This window comes from Sporomusa sp. GT1 (assembly GCF_014634905.1).
Taxonomy (GTDB): Bacteria; Bacillota; Negativicutes; order Sporomusales; family Sporomusaceae; genus Sporomusa; species Sporomusa sphaeroides.
Genome location: NZ_BMBX01000014.1, coordinates 89,362 through 105,063, shown reverse-complemented (window position 1 = coordinate 105,063; position 15,702 = coordinate 89,362). Strand labels below are relative to the sequence as shown.

Sequence of the window (15,702 nt, the reverse complement as noted above, 5' to 3'; positions counted from 1 at the left end):
AAGTTAACGATTTGCCTAGCATTTTGTATTTTAAGCTACTTTATTAGAGGGCGTGAGAGGATATTTCACACAGTCTGCTGTCCCCTTGTCCCACTCCTGTTACTTTTTGCGATACTCGTAATCACAGCCAACTATTTCAGGAGGCCGGCAATCAGTTATATCACTTTGAATCATTGCAAGAATTTCAAGGAAGTGCTCAGCTTCACGGCGGACATGGTCTGCCAGCAAGGGTGGGATTAGTGATAAAACCGCACATTGCTGGATTAATTCCTCAGCGGTTGCTTTGAAGTTTCTCAATTCTGTAGTGGAATCGGTTACTGCTTTTTCAAAACGCACAAAATCATTGTTGGGACAAAAATGCCACAACATGCTGTCAAAATCCCGGGCGTGCAACTGGAGCTGGTCAAATTTGTCACTAAGCATGTTTGATGTACCCCAAACCTCACGTTCCGATGGATCAAGCAAGCCGCGGATGAATTTGAGATGGTCAGCCATAATCCTTAACCAGAAGACGTTTTCGCTGACGATAGCATCGACAGGATATTTCATTTCATCACAGTGGATTTTCTCCAGTATCTTTAGAAAATACATAGCTTCGCGTGATACATGGTCAATGAGTAAGGGATAGTTGCCACCGCCGCGGATTTTGCATTCTATCAGCAGATGCAGCAGATGTCTTTTGAAACAAAAGATGTTTTTTACGGCAACTATAACCCGATTAATAAACCGTTCAAAGTTACTGTCACAATTAATTCGTTCTGCCATATTTTCAAGTTTTTCAAAGATATCATAGAATTCCTGTGCTTCGCCGATTAAATCTGTTTGGTCGCAGGGCAGGCCAAGTTTAATGAACAGAGAATGTTCCTTCATTATGCGGAGCCAAAACCTAACTTCACATATATTGAGGGGAGCAAATGGTTTTACGTCCTGACAGAAGATGTCCATTGTAATTCCTCCCAAAAATAATAAGTATATTACATAATATGTTAAGTCGGGTTAAATAGTCACTAGTTACACAAAACTGATTGTTCGGAGTTTTTGCTCCTAAATGGATAATACTTCTGTACTATATATCTTACAGGGACATGTTCCGTGTCCTTGGTGCAGTAAAATAAGAATCAGGCTGCATAATTGGCAGCCTGATTTTTGCTTTGTCTTTTCTGCGGCGCATTAATTAAAAACGCGATACTTTGATTTAATTTTACTTGGTCACTGCATCAGCCCAGGCCTTACTGCTTTACACAGACCATGGCTTTTGGCAGGAAGTTGTCCTGGGCGTTTGCAGCCAGGATTTTGTCGGCAGCGGCTTGGCTGATGATGATATTGATATTATTGTCGCGAAGGCCTGCGGCTTTAACGACAAGCGGCGTGGTGCCGGCGCGGGACTGTCCAAGCTCAAGCGACCGGCGGTCTTCCGGAGTGCACAAATAGTCCAGCATACCATGGGACACGGCATACTCGGGAATGAGATTGTCATAGCTGTAAATGATGCGGCCGGTGTCATCGTAAATGACCGGTGACAGAGCCCGGGTTACTGGCAGGCCGGTTACGTTAACTACCAGGCCGGTATATACCGGGAGTACTACCGGTGTGTAGGCCGCTGAGGGCATAGGCAGCGACGCAGGGGCAGCCGGTTTGATGGCATCGGTAATAATTTCCGTCAAGCCGCCTCGGCCAAACAGATCAATACGCAGGGTTATTTGGTAGGAGCCATCGGCCAGCAGTTGTTCATCGGCGATTTTAGCGCCTTTGACAATACCGGTTATTCGTGTCCTAACTGTGTCGCTGGTAGTTTCGAGGTTCTGCACAGTGGTTTCGGCAGTAACTTTGATACCTTCGATGGTTTCCAGGAGATTGCGCTGCGCATTAACAATAGCCGCCCGTCTGGCCATAAGACGGGCTTGTGCCGGAGATTTAGCCATACGGGACGGTATTCCGGCACCAATCGCCTCGACCACACCTTGCTCCCAATTGATAGAGCCATAGGCACCTACCTGGTCAACAGAGGCTGGCAATACGTTTTGAGTGCTGGCAGTAGTCGCGCCTGCCGTCAGCGGCAATGCGGTGAGCAGCAGTGTGCAGATGGTAAAATAGAACAATGATTTCTTGAACATGTGTATCCTCCTTGAGAAATTCATATTGCGAATAATTGCATGCATTGGGCGGTGTTTCCATTTTTGTATACTATTTCGCTCAATGGCACTGGTTTCCTGCTTCGAAGAGGTAGTGCGGCGCTAAACAAGCAAAAACCCGGAAAGTATTCCCGGGTTTTTGTGTAGTATGTTATTATTTTTAGAACATGCCTTTGCGCCATAGGCCAAAGGCGCTGAATGCGGTAACGCCAAAAGCAAATACCAGTGTGGTTACAAAGCTACCAGGTATTTCACCCAACGGAACATCGACGTTCATTCCCATAAAGCTGGCAACCATCGTCGGAATGGCCAGAATAATGGTCATCGAAGCCAGGAATTTCATAACGCGGTTAAGGTTATTGGAGATAATTGAAGTGAAGGTATCCATCATGCCGCTTAAGATACGGCTATACATTTCAACCATTTCAATGGCCTGCTTATTTTCAATGATAACATCTTCCAGCAGGTCTTCGTCTTCTTCATAAATTTTAATAAGATGCTGACTGGTAGAGCGGAGCCGGAGCAGCCGTTCCAGGACAATGCCGTTGGAACGGAGTGAGGCGGCGAAGTAGGTTAAACCTTTTTGCAGTTCTAACAGCTGAAAGATTTCTTCGTTTTTCATAGAACGGCGCAGATAGCGTTCTATTTCGTCTGTACGGCGGTTAATCTGCTTCAGGTATTTTAGATACAAGGTCGCTGATTTGTACAAAAGCTGAAAGAGAAACCGGGTCTTTTTGAAGGTGCTGAAGGCACGGGGATTATCAGGGTTGAAATCAGCCAATACTTCATTGGCCTCCAGGCAGATAGTAATAATATATTCGGTAGTCAGGACAATTCCGAGCGGCAGTGCGTCATAACTGTCATGACCACGCATAATCGGAATATTGGTGATGACCAGCATATGGTTTTCGTCAAGTTCAATACGGGAACGTTCTTCTTCGTCCAAGGCTGCTTTAAGAAAATCAAGCGGGCTGCCGGTGGCGGCAGCTACTTGTTCCAGTTCCGCGGGAGTGGGGTTAATAAGATTAAACCAGGCGCCTTTTTCCAGTGTTTGGAGAGTTAGTTCATATAGGTGTGTACAGTTGCTGCGAAATATTTTAAGCATGATTGCTCCCCCTTCCAAGATAGTGAGAGGGGAATACAATTTTAAGCCTGAAATATCAAACAGCCGGAATCTTAATAAAACCGATATGCAGATAAGTCAGGCGAGAAAAATGGAATATTCCCCTAATTTTTATTAATTTGTGCAAAACTGCCCCTCCAGGTCGGTCTACCTCCATTTATCTTCACCTGCCTTTGTATTATTATTGATTATCTTTAAATAGCTCTATAAAGAATATAATTCTGTTTACGTTAATAGTCAACCTTTTTGTATGGAATCATAAAGATTTTTCTGCCAGGCGTGTTGGCAGTAATTTTTGCCGGCAATGTTTGCTTGCCGCCGGCGCTTACAGCCGCCTGGCAAAACTTTATCAGACTCCTTATAGAATGATACTTAATAGGAAGTTATATGTACTATTCTATTACTTGCTTTTAAAAAATGCGCCCACGCACAATGGATAAAAATTACCGGCAGCGGTTTTGTTGACAATCCCTTGCGGCGTTTGCTATAATACTAACTGTGCCGGACGCGGAGGGGTGTCCGAGTGGTTTATGGAGCTGGTCTTGAAAACCAGTGATCCCGCAAGGGACCGTGGGTTCGAATCCCACCCCCTCCGCCATAAACAGAGAGCCGGGTTTTTAGGAGCGTGAGCGACGCGAAAACTTGTGCGAATCGTTTAGTTCCGAGCGGTAGTGAGGAACATCTATATAATTGACTTAGCATTAGGCTTTTGCTATAATCAAACTGTTAAGTACGAGATACGGAGTGGTACTCAAGTGGCTGAAGAGGACGGTTTGCTAAATCGTTAGAGGTCGTGAGGCCTGCGTGGGTTCAAATCCCACCCACTCCGCCATATGAAAGTGACGGCTATTAACCAATTGGTTAATAGCCGTTTTTGTCTGTCTAACAGAAGGTATAAGTTTTGCGTGACAAACACAAGACCCGGCACCGACGCCCGTCAGCCGGCACTACCGTCGCTTTACTGAAATGGCTTCACCGTCCTGTTGTGTCGGCAGCTCTTATGGCCGTATATATGTATAAGCAACGGAAACCGTTGCTTATTAAAAAAACGCTAACTATAATAAGTGGTCAAGCGGGGGGTTAGCAAACAACAATTACCGGCAGTATCATTATGATATAATTGGTATTGATGGCTACATCGGTGGTAAGATCACTTATTGGGAGAGGGAATCCATTGGGGAGTACTGCGTCCGAAACCCGCACAATAAGAAATTCTTCTTCTTCTGTAACCTTGCCGGTGACTTCAATCTTATCCGGTATGACGACAGGCGGTGCACAATCATGCTTGCGCGGAAACTCTGTGAGTATTGTTCCGGTCAGTGTTAGTAGCGTGAAGCCGGTATTGGTTGTGAACGGAAGCCCCGGGATGTTAACCAGAATTGTAACTTCACCAAATTTAACCCAATCCTTAGCTCTCATTTTTACGCTCCTTTGCTCAATTTCTGAGGGCCGCTCCTCACTGTATACTATGCACAGATTATTGTTAAAGTGAATTGTGATTAGCTTCTAGGCTGTTTCAATGGAAGAACAAAATTATGCCAGGCTGTACGTTCACAGTAACCGTAAAAATCCGCAAGCCTGTAAATTTGAAATAATTTACAGGCTTGCGGATAGTAGAACTTATTTTGTTACTACAACAATTCCTGAATCTGAGATAACATACCCTCTACGTCTATCTGCTTCGTGATCATAACCAATTTCCGTTCCATCGGGAATCTTTATATTTTCATCGATAATTGCTTTTTTTATCTTTACATGTCTGCCGATTTCGACATTTTCGAATAGAATGGAATCCTCTATCAGGCTATAGCTATTAATTTTGCAGCGCGGCCCGATGATGGATCTTCGCACTGTGCTGCCACTGGTTATGCAGCCGCCGCATACATAGGAGTTAAGATTTTGGCCGCACCGGCCCTCCTCATCAAAAACCGTTTTCGCCGGAGGAAGATTACTCTGATTCGTAAGTATCGGCCATTTATAATTATAGAGATTCAACTGAGGAACTACATTGATGAGATCCATATTCGCCTCATAATAGGAGTCAATTGTCCCGACATCTTTCCAGTATCCCTTTTCCTCCTGTCTCATTCCGGGAACTAAATTGTCGATGAAATTATAAGCAAAGACCCTGTCGCCTCTTTCGAGCATCATTGGAATGACATGCTTGCCGAAATCCAGATCGGCATGTTTTTTCTTGCCTTCTTTCAGTATCTCAAGCAGAATTTTTACTGAAAAAATGTAATTGCCCATGGAGGCAAAGCAGGTGTCTCTTTCCGGAATTGTGGCGGGATTATCCGGCTTTTCCGTGAACGCCGTCACTCTAAAATCCTCGTCTACGGAAAAGATCCCGAACCGTTTAGCTTCCTCAGCAGGAACTTCAAGCGCTGCCAGGGTGATATCTGCTTTGTTTACGATATGGTAGGCTATCATTTGACTGATGTCCATTTTATAAATATGATCGCCGCCAAATATTGCCACATACTCAGCATTGCTGGATTCAATAAATCTCATAAACTGATAGATGGCGTCGGCAGTACCTTTAAACCACTCTTCGCCTGCACTGCTGGTCTCAGGCGATAGTGTGTCATAAAACTCTTCCAGGCCGGCCCATTTGGCCCACGAATTCTTAATGTGCTTATTCAATGCATGGGCTCGATATTGTGTCAGAATATAGGCTTTCTTAATACCTGAGTTAAACAGGTTGCTTAATACAAAATCGATGATTTTGTATTTTCCGCCAAAAGAAACGCAGGGTTTGGGTCTGTTTAATGTAACAGGGCTTAGACGTTCTCCTTTACCTCCCGCTAAAACCATAGCAATTGTGTTTCTTGTAACATTTCCCATCGGATACATCTCTTTTCCCCCTTCCTGTATACAATCAGAATATTAATTATTTACTATATATATATATTTCCATAATCTTTCGATTTTTCCTGTATGGATAAAAAAACTGTGAGACAGAATATTAAAAATTATTTCTGCTGCTCTTAATTACAGAATGAGTAATGTTCAGCGCAGTAAGAACACAAGGGTTTACAGGCACTTGTGCCGAATTAGGTGCACCGTAGACCTAGCAGGGAGGAACAAGGATGTTGTATTTGATTGGTACAATCATGGTCATAATCATTGCTATCGCCGCCGCTGTGCTGCTGCGACCGCGCCGGACGGTTCCAGGCTGTCCGGTTATCCCAGAGGCCGATACTGCCGCCGGTTTGGGGGTGAGTGATACGGACAGCGTACTGGCAGGACAGATGTTAGCCTATCTTGTCGGCAATTTTTTAATTGATAGTCAGCAATATCAGGCTTGGCGCTCTCTCAGCCCGGAAGAACTTAAGCTGGTGCTGGAAGAGGCCGGAATAATGACCGGTGCCGAGTTCGACAGCTTCAATCTGCAATTGGCTGCCGAGGCTCAGGTACAGCAAGCACGCGGGGAATGCAATTATTAGGGCCGGGGATAGCAGGCGGCTTTGACACAGCAAAGCATGGAATTGAGTGTTGATGAATACATATCAATAACGCATTAATGCTATACGTCAGGCAGTGTGCCGGGAATAGAGGAGGGCGCCGGGTGAATTGTATTGATTTGCACTGTGATACTATTTTGCGGCTGATGGAAGCAGGCGACCATTTTGGTCTCTATAGTAATCCGTTTAGTGTGGATATTGAAAAACTCAGGGAAAGTCGGGCGCAGGCCCAATTTTTTGCGCTATTTGTAAATAAAGCAAAGACCAGTGATCCACTGGCACGGGCTCTTGCCATGGCAGACCGGTTTCATTACGAGCTGGCACAGAACCAACAGGATATTGCGCTGGCTGGGAATTATGCCGAGTTGCTGCAAAACCGTTCTGAGGGCAAGATTTCTGCTTTTCTTACTATCGAGGAAGGCGGTGCTCTCAAGGGGGAACTGGGCAATATTGAGAAGTTTTACCGTTTGGGTGTGCGGCTGATTACGCTGACCTGGAATTATCCCAATGAAATCGGTTATCCTAATTCCCTGCCGGAGTGCCGTGAACAAGGGCTTACGCCGTTTGGGCAAGACGTTGTCGCTGAAATGAACCGGCTGGGTATGCTTGTGGATGTCTCCCATTTGTCTGACAAGGGTTTTTACGAGGTGGCCGCCTTATCGGCCAAACCCTTTGTTGCTTCTCATTCTAATGCCCGTACCCTGGCAGCGCATCCCCGTAACTTAACCGATGATATGATCAAACTCCTGGCCGATAAGGGTGGGATTATGGGCTTGAATTTTGAAAAAGCCTTTTTGGGTGAAGCTCCTGTCAGCCGGGTTGATGACATGGTGTTGCATATTGAGCATATACGTAAAGTGGGCGGCATTGAGGTTATCGCGATAGGTTCGGACTTTGACGGCATTAGCCCGGAGCTGGAGATTGCTCATGCCGGGGAAGTGAATAAACTGGTAAATGCTCTGACAAAAAGCGGTTTTAAGCAGGATGAGGTTGAAAAAATCTGTTGGGGTAATGCGCTGCGGATTATAAAAGAGACTTTGGGATAAATGGAGACTTGCTTCAGAAGGGGTTCTATCTGAAGCTTAGCCGGGATTATCCAGGGACTTAGTCGCACGCCTGTGCCTGTAGGGATATAACTCCTGCCTGCAAAAGCGGGATAGTATTAGTAGCTAGTGTTAATAACAGGCAGAAGTGAACTCGTTTCAGCAGAACGGCAGCATTGTCAGTTCCGGTGGCGAGTCTGCTCTGCCTGAACTAATGCCGCCTGCAGCCGGAGTTTTGCCTTAACGGCTACGATTACCGGGTGATTTCGCATTATTACATATATTAGCAGGTGGACAGGCTTACCGGTGGTTGGGGTTTGGCCACTTGTTAACAGCAGTGCGTTTTCCGAAAATAGTGCTGCCTGATGATACCTAAGCATGGCAAAAAGCAATTATTGTAATATTGTGTCGGATAACTTGTATATTTTGTCGTGGATAAGTATAATGAAAATGTTAATGCCCTTGATATCTGGTATTAAAATCAGCTATCAGGAGAAAATGCCGGTTCATTATAAAACGGATTGGCGTTTAGAACAATCACCTGAGGAAAAGGAGTGCAGAGAAATGGAGTTTTTAGTAGCGCTAGCTGGAATCATGATGGTTAACATTGTGCTTAGCGGCGACAATGCGGTGGTTATTGCCATGGCCAGTCGAAATTTGCCTGCAAAGCAGCAAAAACAGGCCATCCTGTGGGGTAGCGCCGGGGCGATAGGTCTGCGGATTGTTTTGACACTTGTTGCAGTTATACTTTTACAAATTCCTTATGTCCAATTCGTCGGCGGTTTACTTCTTGTGTGGATTGCAGCCAAATTACTTGTGGAAGACAGCGGTGAGGAGAATGTGGAAGCAGGGACTTCCTTCTGGGCCGCGATCAAGACCATTATTATTGCGGATTTGGTTATGAGCCTTGATAATACTCTGGCCATTGCCGCGATTGCTAAAGGAGATTACCTGCTGCTCGGAGTAGGTCTTGCTCTCAGCATCCCGCTGATTATTTTTGGCAGTCAGATTATTATTAAAATTATGGATAAATACCCTATTGTCGTTTATGCAGGTGCTGCTCTTATTGCCTGGACAGCCGGTGAAATGATGCTGGCCGATGATAAGGTTGGTCCGATCATTCACGGTATGATTCCCGGCTGGCTGGTGCCGGCAGTTATCACTATTGGGGTTGTGGCTTTGGGTCTTTGGAAGAAGAAAAACCAAAAAGAGAAAGCCGTCGACTAAGATAGCCCGGTAAGTCATCAGGAATACTAATTATGTAAGATAATCCAACACCGCTTTCAGGCGGTGTTTTTTTTGCAGGTAATTCCCCCTGTATGGAGAATAAATAATAATATTTCGCCGTCATACAGCGCTGCGCCGCTGGCGCTTAATCTCCGCTTATGTATCGTGACTCAGTAATGTTGGCGGTTGTAAGCAGTTCATTAGCCATATTTTTTTATTAACTTGGGATTTCAGGAAGGATTGACATAGGATGAAAGTAATGCCGGGAGCTATTCAGAAAAGACTGGCCTGGTTCTTGATGCTGACAATACTGGCGCTTACCGGTTTGACAGCCCGGATTGCCTGGATTCAGTTGGGGGAAGGGGAGCGGCTTAGTGCCAGGGTGCAGGACCAGCTGAGAGAAAACAGAATTATCCAGTCACCGCGTGGTACTATTTATGACCGTACCGGGCGGGAATTGGCTGTAAGCAGTATGAGCAAGTCGCTGTATGCCAATCCGCGGGAGATAAAAGACGCGGATATGCTGGCCGAGCTGCTGGCGCCCATTATTGGCATGAAGGCAGATAATATTAAGAATCGCCTCATAGCCGGTGCCAGCTTTGTCTGGCTTAGACGCACACTTGAGCCGGAACAGGCTGCTGCCGTCATTGCGCTTATCAAGGAACATCAGCTTACCGGTCTTGGGTTTATTGAGGAAAGTAAACGTTATTATCCAAACGATGGCTTAGCGGCACAGGTTTTGGGGTTTGTCGGCACCGATGACGTGGGACTTGAAGGCCTGGAGATGGCGCTGGATAAGAGAATTAAAGGGCGGGAGCTTAAGCAGGCTATTGATACTGACAGTTATGGGACGCCCATCTTTTCTTCAATATTTTCATTTATTCCCAAGAAACAGGGCCAATCGGTCTATCTGACTATTGACAGCACCATTCAGTATATAGTGGAACGGGCTTTGGACAAGGCTATGGAACAGACGGAAGCAAAAGCAGCGACCGTCATCATTATGAACCCGAAAACCGGAGAAATTCTGGCTATGGCCAACCGGCCCAACTATAATCCGAATCAATTTGGACAATATAGCCCGGAAGAATGGAAAAACCGGGCAGTGTCTGTTGTGTATGAGCCTGGTTCAACCTTTAAAGCCGTTATTGCAGCCGCGGCGCTGGAAGAAGGCAAGGTGCGCCCTGATGAAAAATTTATTGATAAAGGCTATGTAGAAATATCGGGGCGGCGGATCAAAAACTGGAGCGGCGACAGTTACGGTGAAATTACATTTATGGATATTATTAAAGACTCGATCAATACCGGTTTTGTCGAAGTCGGTATGCGGGTTGGGGCGGCTAAATTGACAAACTATGTGCGGGCGTTTGGCTTTGGCAACACTACCGGCATTGAATTACCCGGTGAAGAGGCAGGCATCTTGTTTGACCCGAAGGAGATGCGTGACAGCGATATCGCCACCATGTCTATTGGACAGAGTATTGCTGTTACCCCGCTGCAGCTTACTGCCGCCATCGCCGCCATTGCTAATGACGGGGTACTGCTGCAACCCCGGATTATAAAAGAATACCGTCATGAAGACGGCACCCTGGCAGAGTCCTTTGACCCCGTTGTGGTCAGACAGGCTGTCAGTTCGGAAACCGCCCGTACCCTGACGATGATGTTAGAGAAAGTGGTGAGCGAGGGCGGCGCTAAGCGGGCTGCGGTGCAGGGGTATCGTTTTGCCGGAAAAACCGGTACGGCGGAAAAATTAAAACCAGGCGGGCAAGGCTATCTGGAAGGACGTTATATTGCCTCTTTCGCCGGGTTTGGACCGGTGGAGGACCCTCAGGTGGCAGCGCTGATTGTGCTTGATGATCCGGCAGGCATTTATTATGGCGGACAAATTGCAGCGCCGGTATTTAATGATATTATGACCCAGGTTATGCGTTATTTGAATGTACGTCCCAATGATACCAATCAGGTGCTGCCGCCGGTAAAACCGGCTGCCGTTCAGCCTTATGCCGCGCCGGTTCCTGATCCCGGACCACCGCCGGTAGTGCCGCCGGGGCAGGTGCTGATGCCTGCGCTTGCCGGCAAAACTATCCGTGAGGCCGCTGACCTGCTGCACAGTCTGGAGCTTACTTTTGTGCCTGTCGGTACCGGCGTGGCAATAAAACAAAGTGTGACTGCCAATACACCTGTTAAGCCAGGAACTGAGATTATCGTCTATTTTGAACCCCGATAGAAGAGGAATACATTGCTGCCGGGTGGATAACCTAACACAAACTGAAAAAAGTGAAAAGGCGGCTTTTGGGCCGCCTTTTCGTGAGGTATTACTTGCTGTTAATATCAAATTGGGAAGTCATAGTGCCGCTGGTAGCAGTAGTTGAACCGGTGGTCGAGGCAGTTGCTGTTTGTCCACCCATAGTGGATTCATATTGCTCGATCATGCGGCGAACCATGTGGCCGCCAACCCGGCCGCAGTCAGCGGAAGTCATAGTAGACCATCCTTGGCTGCGTACGCGTTCGGTGATACCCAGTTCGTTAGCCACTTCCATTTTCATCCTATCAAGAGCATTTTCGGCACCAGGGTTAACAGGTTTTCTGCTTCTAGCCATTAATAAAGCACCTCCTGAAATTTTTCTAGTCCTAGTATCTGCGCGAACAATGCTCATTATCCTATAAATATTATGTCAATTAAGTAAAAAAAAACCAATTGACGCCTGCTGGCGCTGGGCTTGTGCCGGCTAAAGTAAAATGTCGGATTTTGCATGGAAGGAATTTACAAAGGTATGGAGAATACTGTTGTTAATATATGCAGGGGCTGAGTTAGGTGGAGACAACACATGCATGAGATGGCAATTGCGGAAGGTATTTTGGATATTGCGGTAAAAACGGCAGTCAGCCATGGTGCTGCCAAAGTGACAGGCGTAAAGGTGCTGGCCGGTGAGCTTACCGGTATTGTACCTGAAGCGTTGGAATTTGGGTTTAGCGCGCTGGCTGCAGGTACGGTGGCCGACGGCGCTCAGTTATCCATTTGCATGGTTCCGCTGACAGGACGCTGCCGGGACTGTGGACATGAAAGCCGTGTGGACAAGTACCGGTTTGTATGTGGAAGCTGCAATTCTTACGCTGTTGAGATCGTGTCAGGCCGTGAATTAAAAGTGGAGAGTGTGGAGGTAGAATAGCCCTTGGAAATTACTGTTATGAGCGATATTCTGGGAAAGAATGATGAAGTTGCAGCAGAGCTAAATACCCTGTTGACCCGGCAGGGAATCTTCGTCGTTAATTTGTTAGGTTCTCCCGGCTGTGGGAAAACCTCACTTGTGGAGCAAACAGTACGCTTGCTCCGCAATGAATATAAAATTGCCGTTATCGAAGGTGACTTGTATACCTCCAAAGATGCTGACCGAATTGCCGCGTATGGAGCGCCGGTTATTCAAATCAATACCCGGGGCGGTTGTCACCTGGATGCCGGTATGGTTAAGAAAGCCGTTGAACAATTGGATTTGTCGGAAGTGGATATCTTAATTGTGGAGAATGTCGGTAACTTGGTTTGCCCGGCTGAATTTGCCGTGGGGGAGCATGCTAAGGTGGTAGTACTCAGCGTTACTGAAGGAGAAGATAAGCCGCTGAAATATCCGCTTGTTTTCCGCCAGTCTGAGGCCATCATCATTAATAAGATTGATTTGCTGCCCTACACTGATTTTGCCATAGACTGTGCGGTCAGTGATATTAACGGCTTAAATGCAGCCGCTGCTTTAATCAAGGCCTCCTGCAAAACCGGGGAGGGCCTGGTGCTTTGGACAGAATGGCTGAAAGACCGGGTACGGTTAGTCCGCAGAGGGGATTTATGAGTAGGAGGAGTATTGTGGAAAACCTGGCGGAAAAGCAGCGGGAGATTGAAGAGGTTCGTGTCCGGCTGCATCATTTAGTAGAACAAAAATGTGGTAATTTCGCAGACCGGGAAGTAGGAGAACTTAGTGCTTATCTTGACCGGCTTATTGTCGAATACGAGTTGAGCTGCGCCTTGCAGCAGCGAGCTAAGTAGCCTTTTGTCGGCAGTAACGAAAATCTGAGGTCTAATCCCGACGCTATAGCTATAAATTACTAATAGGTGATGATTACTGTTAGTATATTGCTAGTGGCGGAGGGAGTCCATGGTGCATAAACGGGAGGAGCCGCGTGAACTGAGGCGCGGTCTTAAGGAGCGGCATATTCAGCTTATTGCGCTGGGTGGTTCCATCGGGGTTGGCTTGTTTTTAGGCTCAGCCACCGCCATCCAGGCGGCCGGGCCGTCGCTATTGGTTTCGTATCTGCTCGGCGGGATTGTGGTTTTTTGCCTGCTGCGGGCATTGGGAGAGGTGGCGGTTGCCTATCCGGTAGCAGGTTCGTTCAGTGCCTATGCTCATATCTTCATCGGGCCGCTGGCCGGTTATGTAACCGGCTGGATGTATTGGTTTATGTGGATTGTTACCGGTATGGCCGAGATTACGGCAGTGGGTATGTATGTGAATTTCTGGATGCCGGAACTGCCGCAGTGGATACCGGCCTTAGTGGCAGTGCTTATTATGACGGCCGTTAATCTCATTGCCGTAGAGGTATATGGCGAAGTTGAGTTTTGGTTTGCCTTAATTAAGGTGGTTGCCATTGTGCTGTTAATTATTGGCGGCTTAGGCATGATTATCTTTGGCATCGGCAATGGCGGAGTCCCGATTGGGATATCGCATCTCTGGCAGCATGGCGGTTTTTTTCCGCAAGGCGCCAGCGGTGTACTCATGGCTCTGTCTATGGTACTATTTTCTTATGTGGGGATTGAAGTCATCGGTATCACGGCCGGTGAGGCCAAGGACCCCAGCAAGACGCTGCCCGCCGCTATTGACAAGGTGTTTTGGCGTATTGTATTGTTCTATGTTGGCTCGCTCTATGTGATTATGTCTATCTACCCCTGGACAGAGATTGGCAGTGTTGGCAGTCCGTTTGTATCGGTGTTTGAAAAGCTGGGGATTGGCAACGCTGCTGCGATAATGAACCTTGTCGTATTATCGGCGGCGCTTTCTTCCTGTAACAGTGGTGTTTTCAGCACCGGCCGGATGCTGTATACTCTGGCTATGCAGAAAGAGGCCCCGGCCTTTCTGGGAAGATTAAACAGCAGCCACGTTCCTGTGTACGGGGTGCTGCTTTCGTCGGCCTGCCTGCTGGTGGGCGTTGTTCTCAATTATTTCATTCCGGCTAAAGTATTCACCTATGTAACCAGTGTCGGCACCTTCGCCTGCTTATGGGTTTGGGCTATTATCATTATCGTCCAGATAAAGTTTAGGCGGAGTTTATCACCGGCACAAACAGTCAGGCTAGGGTTCCCGATGCCGTGGTATCCTTTTTCCGGTATCTTTTGTTTGGCGATGCTGGCACTGGTGATTGTCATTATGGGCCAGGATGCCGATACTTCAATGGCTCTCCTGGTTGGCCCGTTATGGCTGCTGGGATTGGTCTTTCTCTATTGGCGGCGGTCTCGCAATATAAAGTAAATGATAGGGGTCTTACTCATGTTTGAACGTCCGGTTTGGGCAGAGATTGACTTATCTGCCATTAAACACAATGTTAGAGAAATAAAAAAAGGGCTAAGGCCTGGCGTCAAGTTTTGCGCTGTGGTCAAGGCCGACGCTTACGGTCACGGTGCAGTAGCCGTTTCGCAGGCTTTGCTGACAGCCGGTGCCGACCGGCTGGCGGTGGCGATTGTCAGTGAGGCGATTGAGCTGCGGCGAGCCGGTATTGTGGTGCCTGTTCAGGTATTGGGCTATACTCCGCCGGAGCAGGCCCTGGTGGTGGCAAAGTATGATATAGCGCAGACGGTATATTCCCTGGATATGGTTCGCGCGTTGGCGGCTGCCGGAGCGCAAACCGGCAAACAGGTGAAATTGCATATCAAAATTGATACAGGCATGGGGCGAATTGGCATTTTGCCGGAAGAGGCAGGTGAGTTTGCCGCCGCGGTAGCCAACATGGCTGGTGTAGAAATTGAGGGAGTTTTTTCGCATTTTGCTACCGCTGATGAAGCGGACAAGAGCTATGCCGAATTTCAATATGCCAGATTTGAAGAAGCACTGCAGCGGATAAAAGCTAAAGGCATCCATGTTCCCCTGCGGCATATGGCCAATAGTGCCGCCACCCTGGAATTGCCCCAAACACATCTGGATATGGTCAGGCCTGGAATTATTCTTTATGGACTATGGCCATCTCCTGAAGTAAATAAAAATATCAGACTGAAGCCGGCTATGTGCCTCAAAGCCCAGGTAGCCCATATAAAAACGGTGGCGGCTGGAGCCGGCATCAGTTATGGACGGACATACATTGCTGAGACAGAACGCAAAATTGCCACCTTGCCTATCGGGTATGCCGACGGTTGGCGCAGAGAACTATCCGGCAGGACGGAGGTCTTGATCAACGGCGGTTATGCCCCCTTGGTCGGCAGGATCTGCATGGATCAGTGCATGGCCGATGTTACCGGTATTGCTGAGGTCAAGAACGGCGATACCTCCATTTTATTTGGGGTGCCTGAACTGACAACCGATAAGGTGGCAGAGGTGTTAGGGACAATTACTTACGAGCTTGTCTGTATGGTCGGGGAGCGGGTTCCCCGCATATATATCAACAGGTAGCAGGCTGGATTTTGCTGCTGCGGCAATGTACGGAAGCAGTCTTAGTCTGATGCAACGAAAATGAAGTAAGTC

The 15,702-nt window shown here is 47.3% G+C and carries 16 protein-coding genes and 2 tRNA genes; 11 read left to right on the top strand and 7 right to left on the bottom strand.

Annotated features, from left to right (window positions below):
- Positions 1–99 precede the first annotated feature (99 nt).
- The 3 genes from GT1_RS15355 to GT1_RS15345 all read right to left on the bottom strand — a co-directional run bounded on the left by GT1_RS15355 (position 100) and on the right by GT1_RS15345 (position 3,237).
- The gene (locus tag GT1_RS15355; protein WP_188399461.1) at positions 100–945 is read right to left on the bottom strand and encodes a DUF2935 domain-containing protein; all 846 of its coding nucleotides are present in this window, start codon (positions 943–945) and stop codon (positions 100–102) included.
- A gap of 284 nt (positions 946–1,229) precedes the next feature.
- Positions 1,230–2,114 (bottom strand): LPP20 family lipoprotein, encoded by an 885-nt coding sequence (locus GT1_RS15350; RefSeq protein WP_188399460.1) that lies wholly within the window; start codon positions 2,112–2,114, stop codon positions 1,230–1,232.
- Between the two features lie 178 nt (positions 2,115–2,292).
- Positions 2,293–3,237: a magnesium transporter CorA family protein gene (locus GT1_RS15345; protein ID WP_075752174.1), complete on the bottom strand. Its 945-nt coding sequence runs from the start codon at positions 3,235–3,237 to the stop codon at positions 2,293–2,295.
- 527 nt (positions 3,238–3,764) lie between these two features.
- On the opposite strand from GT1_RS15345, the gene GT1_RS15340 reads away from it, so the two are divergent.
- Positions 3,765–3,853, top strand: a tRNA-Ser gene (locus tag GT1_RS15340).
- Between the two features lie 143 nt (positions 3,854–3,996).
- Positions 3,997–4,087 (top strand) — tRNA-Ser (locus GT1_RS15335).
- Positions 4,088–4,335: 248 nt separating this feature from the next.
- On the opposite strand, the gene GT1_RS15330 is transcribed toward GT1_RS15335, so the two are convergent.
- Together GT1_RS15330 and glgC are read right to left on the bottom strand one after the other, a co-directional pair.
- A complete protein-coding gene (locus GT1_RS15330; protein WP_075752176.1) occupies positions 4,336–4,674 on the bottom strand; it encodes a hypothetical protein in 339 nt (112 codons plus the stop codon).
- Between the two features lie 201 nt (positions 4,675–4,875).
- A complete protein-coding gene (gene glgC / locus GT1_RS15325) occupies positions 4,876–6,108 on the bottom strand; it encodes a glucose-1-phosphate adenylyltransferase (RefSeq protein WP_075752178.1) in 1,233 nt (410 codons plus the stop codon).
- Positions 6,109–6,344: 236 nt separating this feature from the next.
- Between glgC and GT1_RS15320 the strand changes: the two genes are divergently transcribed.
- Positions 6,345–6,701, top strand: coding sequence for a hypothetical protein (locus GT1_RS15320; protein ID WP_075752180.1), 357 nt, complete (start codon positions 6,345–6,347; stop codon positions 6,699–6,701).
- Positions 6,702–6,823: 122 nt separating this feature from the next.
- Complete coding sequence (locus GT1_RS15315) at positions 6,824–7,765, top strand: dipeptidase (protein WP_109298173.1); 942 nt, start codon at positions 6,824–6,826, stop codon at positions 7,763–7,765.
- A gap of 176 nt (positions 7,766–7,941) precedes the next feature.
- Here the strand turns inward: GT1_RS15315 and GT1_RS15310 are convergent, their stop codons facing one another.
- Positions 7,942–8,142, bottom strand: coding sequence for a hypothetical protein (locus GT1_RS15310; protein WP_143558941.1), 201 nt, complete (start codon positions 8,140–8,142; stop codon positions 7,942–7,944).
- A 184-nt stretch (positions 8,143–8,326) separates the two neighbouring features.
- Between GT1_RS15310 and GT1_RS15305 the strand changes: the two genes are divergently transcribed.
- Together GT1_RS15305 and GT1_RS15300 are read left to right on the top strand one after the other, a co-directional pair.
- Positions 8,327–8,989 carry a TerC family protein gene (locus GT1_RS15305; protein ID WP_075755875.1) on the top strand — a complete coding sequence of 221 codons (663 nt, stop codon included), beginning with the start codon at positions 8,327–8,329 and terminating at the stop codon, positions 8,987–8,989.
- A gap of 250 nt (positions 8,990–9,239) precedes the next feature.
- Positions 9,240–11,216 (top strand): penicillin-binding protein, encoded by a 1,977-nt coding sequence (locus tag GT1_RS15300; protein ID WP_188399459.1) that lies wholly within the window; start codon positions 9,240–9,242, stop codon positions 11,214–11,216.
- Between the two features lie 88 nt (positions 11,217–11,304).
- Here the strand turns inward: GT1_RS15300 and GT1_RS15295 are convergent, their stop codons facing one another.
- The gene (locus tag GT1_RS15295) at positions 11,305–11,589 is read right to left on the bottom strand and encodes an alpha/beta-type small acid-soluble spore protein (RefSeq protein WP_075752186.1); all 285 of its coding nucleotides are present in this window, start codon (positions 11,587–11,589) and stop codon (positions 11,305–11,307) included.
- A 228-nt stretch (positions 11,590–11,817) separates the two neighbouring features.
- Here GT1_RS15295 and hypA point away from each other — a divergent pair, with 228 nt between their 5' ends.
- The 5 genes from hypA to alr all read left to right on the top strand — a co-directional run bounded on the left by hypA (position 11,818) and on the right by alr (position 15,630).
- A complete protein-coding gene (gene hypA / locus GT1_RS15290) occupies positions 11,818–12,159 on the top strand; it encodes a hydrogenase maturation nickel metallochaperone HypA (RefSeq protein ID WP_075752188.1) in 342 nt (113 codons plus the stop codon).
- A gap of 3 nt (positions 12,160–12,162) precedes the next feature.
- Complete coding sequence (hypB, locus tag GT1_RS15285; protein WP_188399458.1) at positions 12,163–12,828, top strand: hydrogenase nickel incorporation protein HypB; 666 nt, start codon at positions 12,163–12,165, stop codon at positions 12,826–12,828.
- Positions 12,829–12,842: 14 nt separating this feature from the next.
- On the top strand, positions 12,843–13,022 hold the full coding sequence (locus GT1_RS15280; protein ID WP_075752192.1) for an aspartyl-phosphate phosphatase Spo0E family protein: 180 nt from the start codon (positions 12,843–12,845) through the stop codon (positions 13,020–13,022).
- Between the two features lie 109 nt (positions 13,023–13,131).
- On the top strand, positions 13,132–14,499 hold the full coding sequence (locus tag GT1_RS15275) for an amino acid permease (RefSeq protein ID WP_188399457.1): 1,368 nt from the start codon (positions 13,132–13,134) through the stop codon (positions 14,497–14,499).
- 18 nt (positions 14,500–14,517) lie between these two features.
- Entirely contained in the window at positions 14,518–15,630 is a 1,113-nt protein-coding gene (gene alr / locus GT1_RS15270) for an alanine racemase (RefSeq protein ID WP_188399456.1), read from the top strand.
- Positions 15,631–15,702: the final 72 nt, after the last annotated feature.

Excerpts from the sequence above, each read along its gene's own strand:
- GT1_RS15345 (WP_075752174.1), bottom strand. The coding sequence starts at position 3,237 with ATGCTTAAAATATTTCGCAGCAACTGTACACACCTATATGAACTAACT.
- alr (WP_188399456.1), top strand. The coding sequence starts at position 14,518 with ATGTTTGAACGTCCGGTTTGGGCAGAGATTGACTTATCTGCCATTAAA.
- GT1_RS15275 (WP_188399457.1), top strand. The coding sequence starts at position 13,132 with ATGGTGCATAAACGGGAGGAGCCGCGTGAACTGAGGCGCGGTCTTAAG.
- GT1_RS15330 (WP_075752176.1), bottom strand. The coding sequence starts at position 4,674 with ATGAGAGCTAAGGATTGGGTTAAATTTGGTGAAGTTACAATTCTGGTT.
- GT1_RS15310 (WP_143558941.1), bottom strand. The coding sequence starts at position 8,142 with ATGCTTAGGTATCATCAGGCAGCACTATTTTCGGAAAACGCACTGCTG.
- hypA (WP_075752188.1), top strand. The coding sequence starts at position 11,818 with ATGCATGAGATGGCAATTGCGGAAGGTATTTTGGATATTGCGGTAAAA.
- GT1_RS15355 (WP_188399461.1), bottom strand. The coding sequence starts at position 945 with ATGGACATCTTCTGTCAGGACGTAAAACCATTTGCTCCCCTCAATATA.
- GT1_RS15320 (WP_075752180.1), top strand. The coding sequence starts at position 6,345 with ATGTTGTATTTGATTGGTACAATCATGGTCATAATCATTGCTATCGCC.
- GT1_RS15300 (WP_188399459.1), top strand. The coding sequence starts at position 9,240 with ATGAAAGTAATGCCGGGAGCTATTCAGAAAAGACTGGCCTGGTTCTTG.
- GT1_RS15305 (WP_075755875.1), top strand. The coding sequence starts at position 8,327 with ATGGAGTTTTTAGTAGCGCTAGCTGGAATCATGATGGTTAACATTGTG.
- GT1_RS15295 (WP_075752186.1), bottom strand. The coding sequence starts at position 11,589 with ATGGCTAGAAGCAGAAAACCTGTTAACCCTGGTGCCGAAAATGCTCTT.
- GT1_RS15350 (WP_188399460.1), bottom strand. The coding sequence starts at position 2,114 with ATGTTCAAGAAATCATTGTTCTATTTTACCATCTGCACACTGCTGCTC.
- glgC (WP_075752178.1), bottom strand. The coding sequence starts at position 6,108 with ATGTATCCGATGGGAAATGTTACAAGAAACACAATTGCTATGGTTTTA.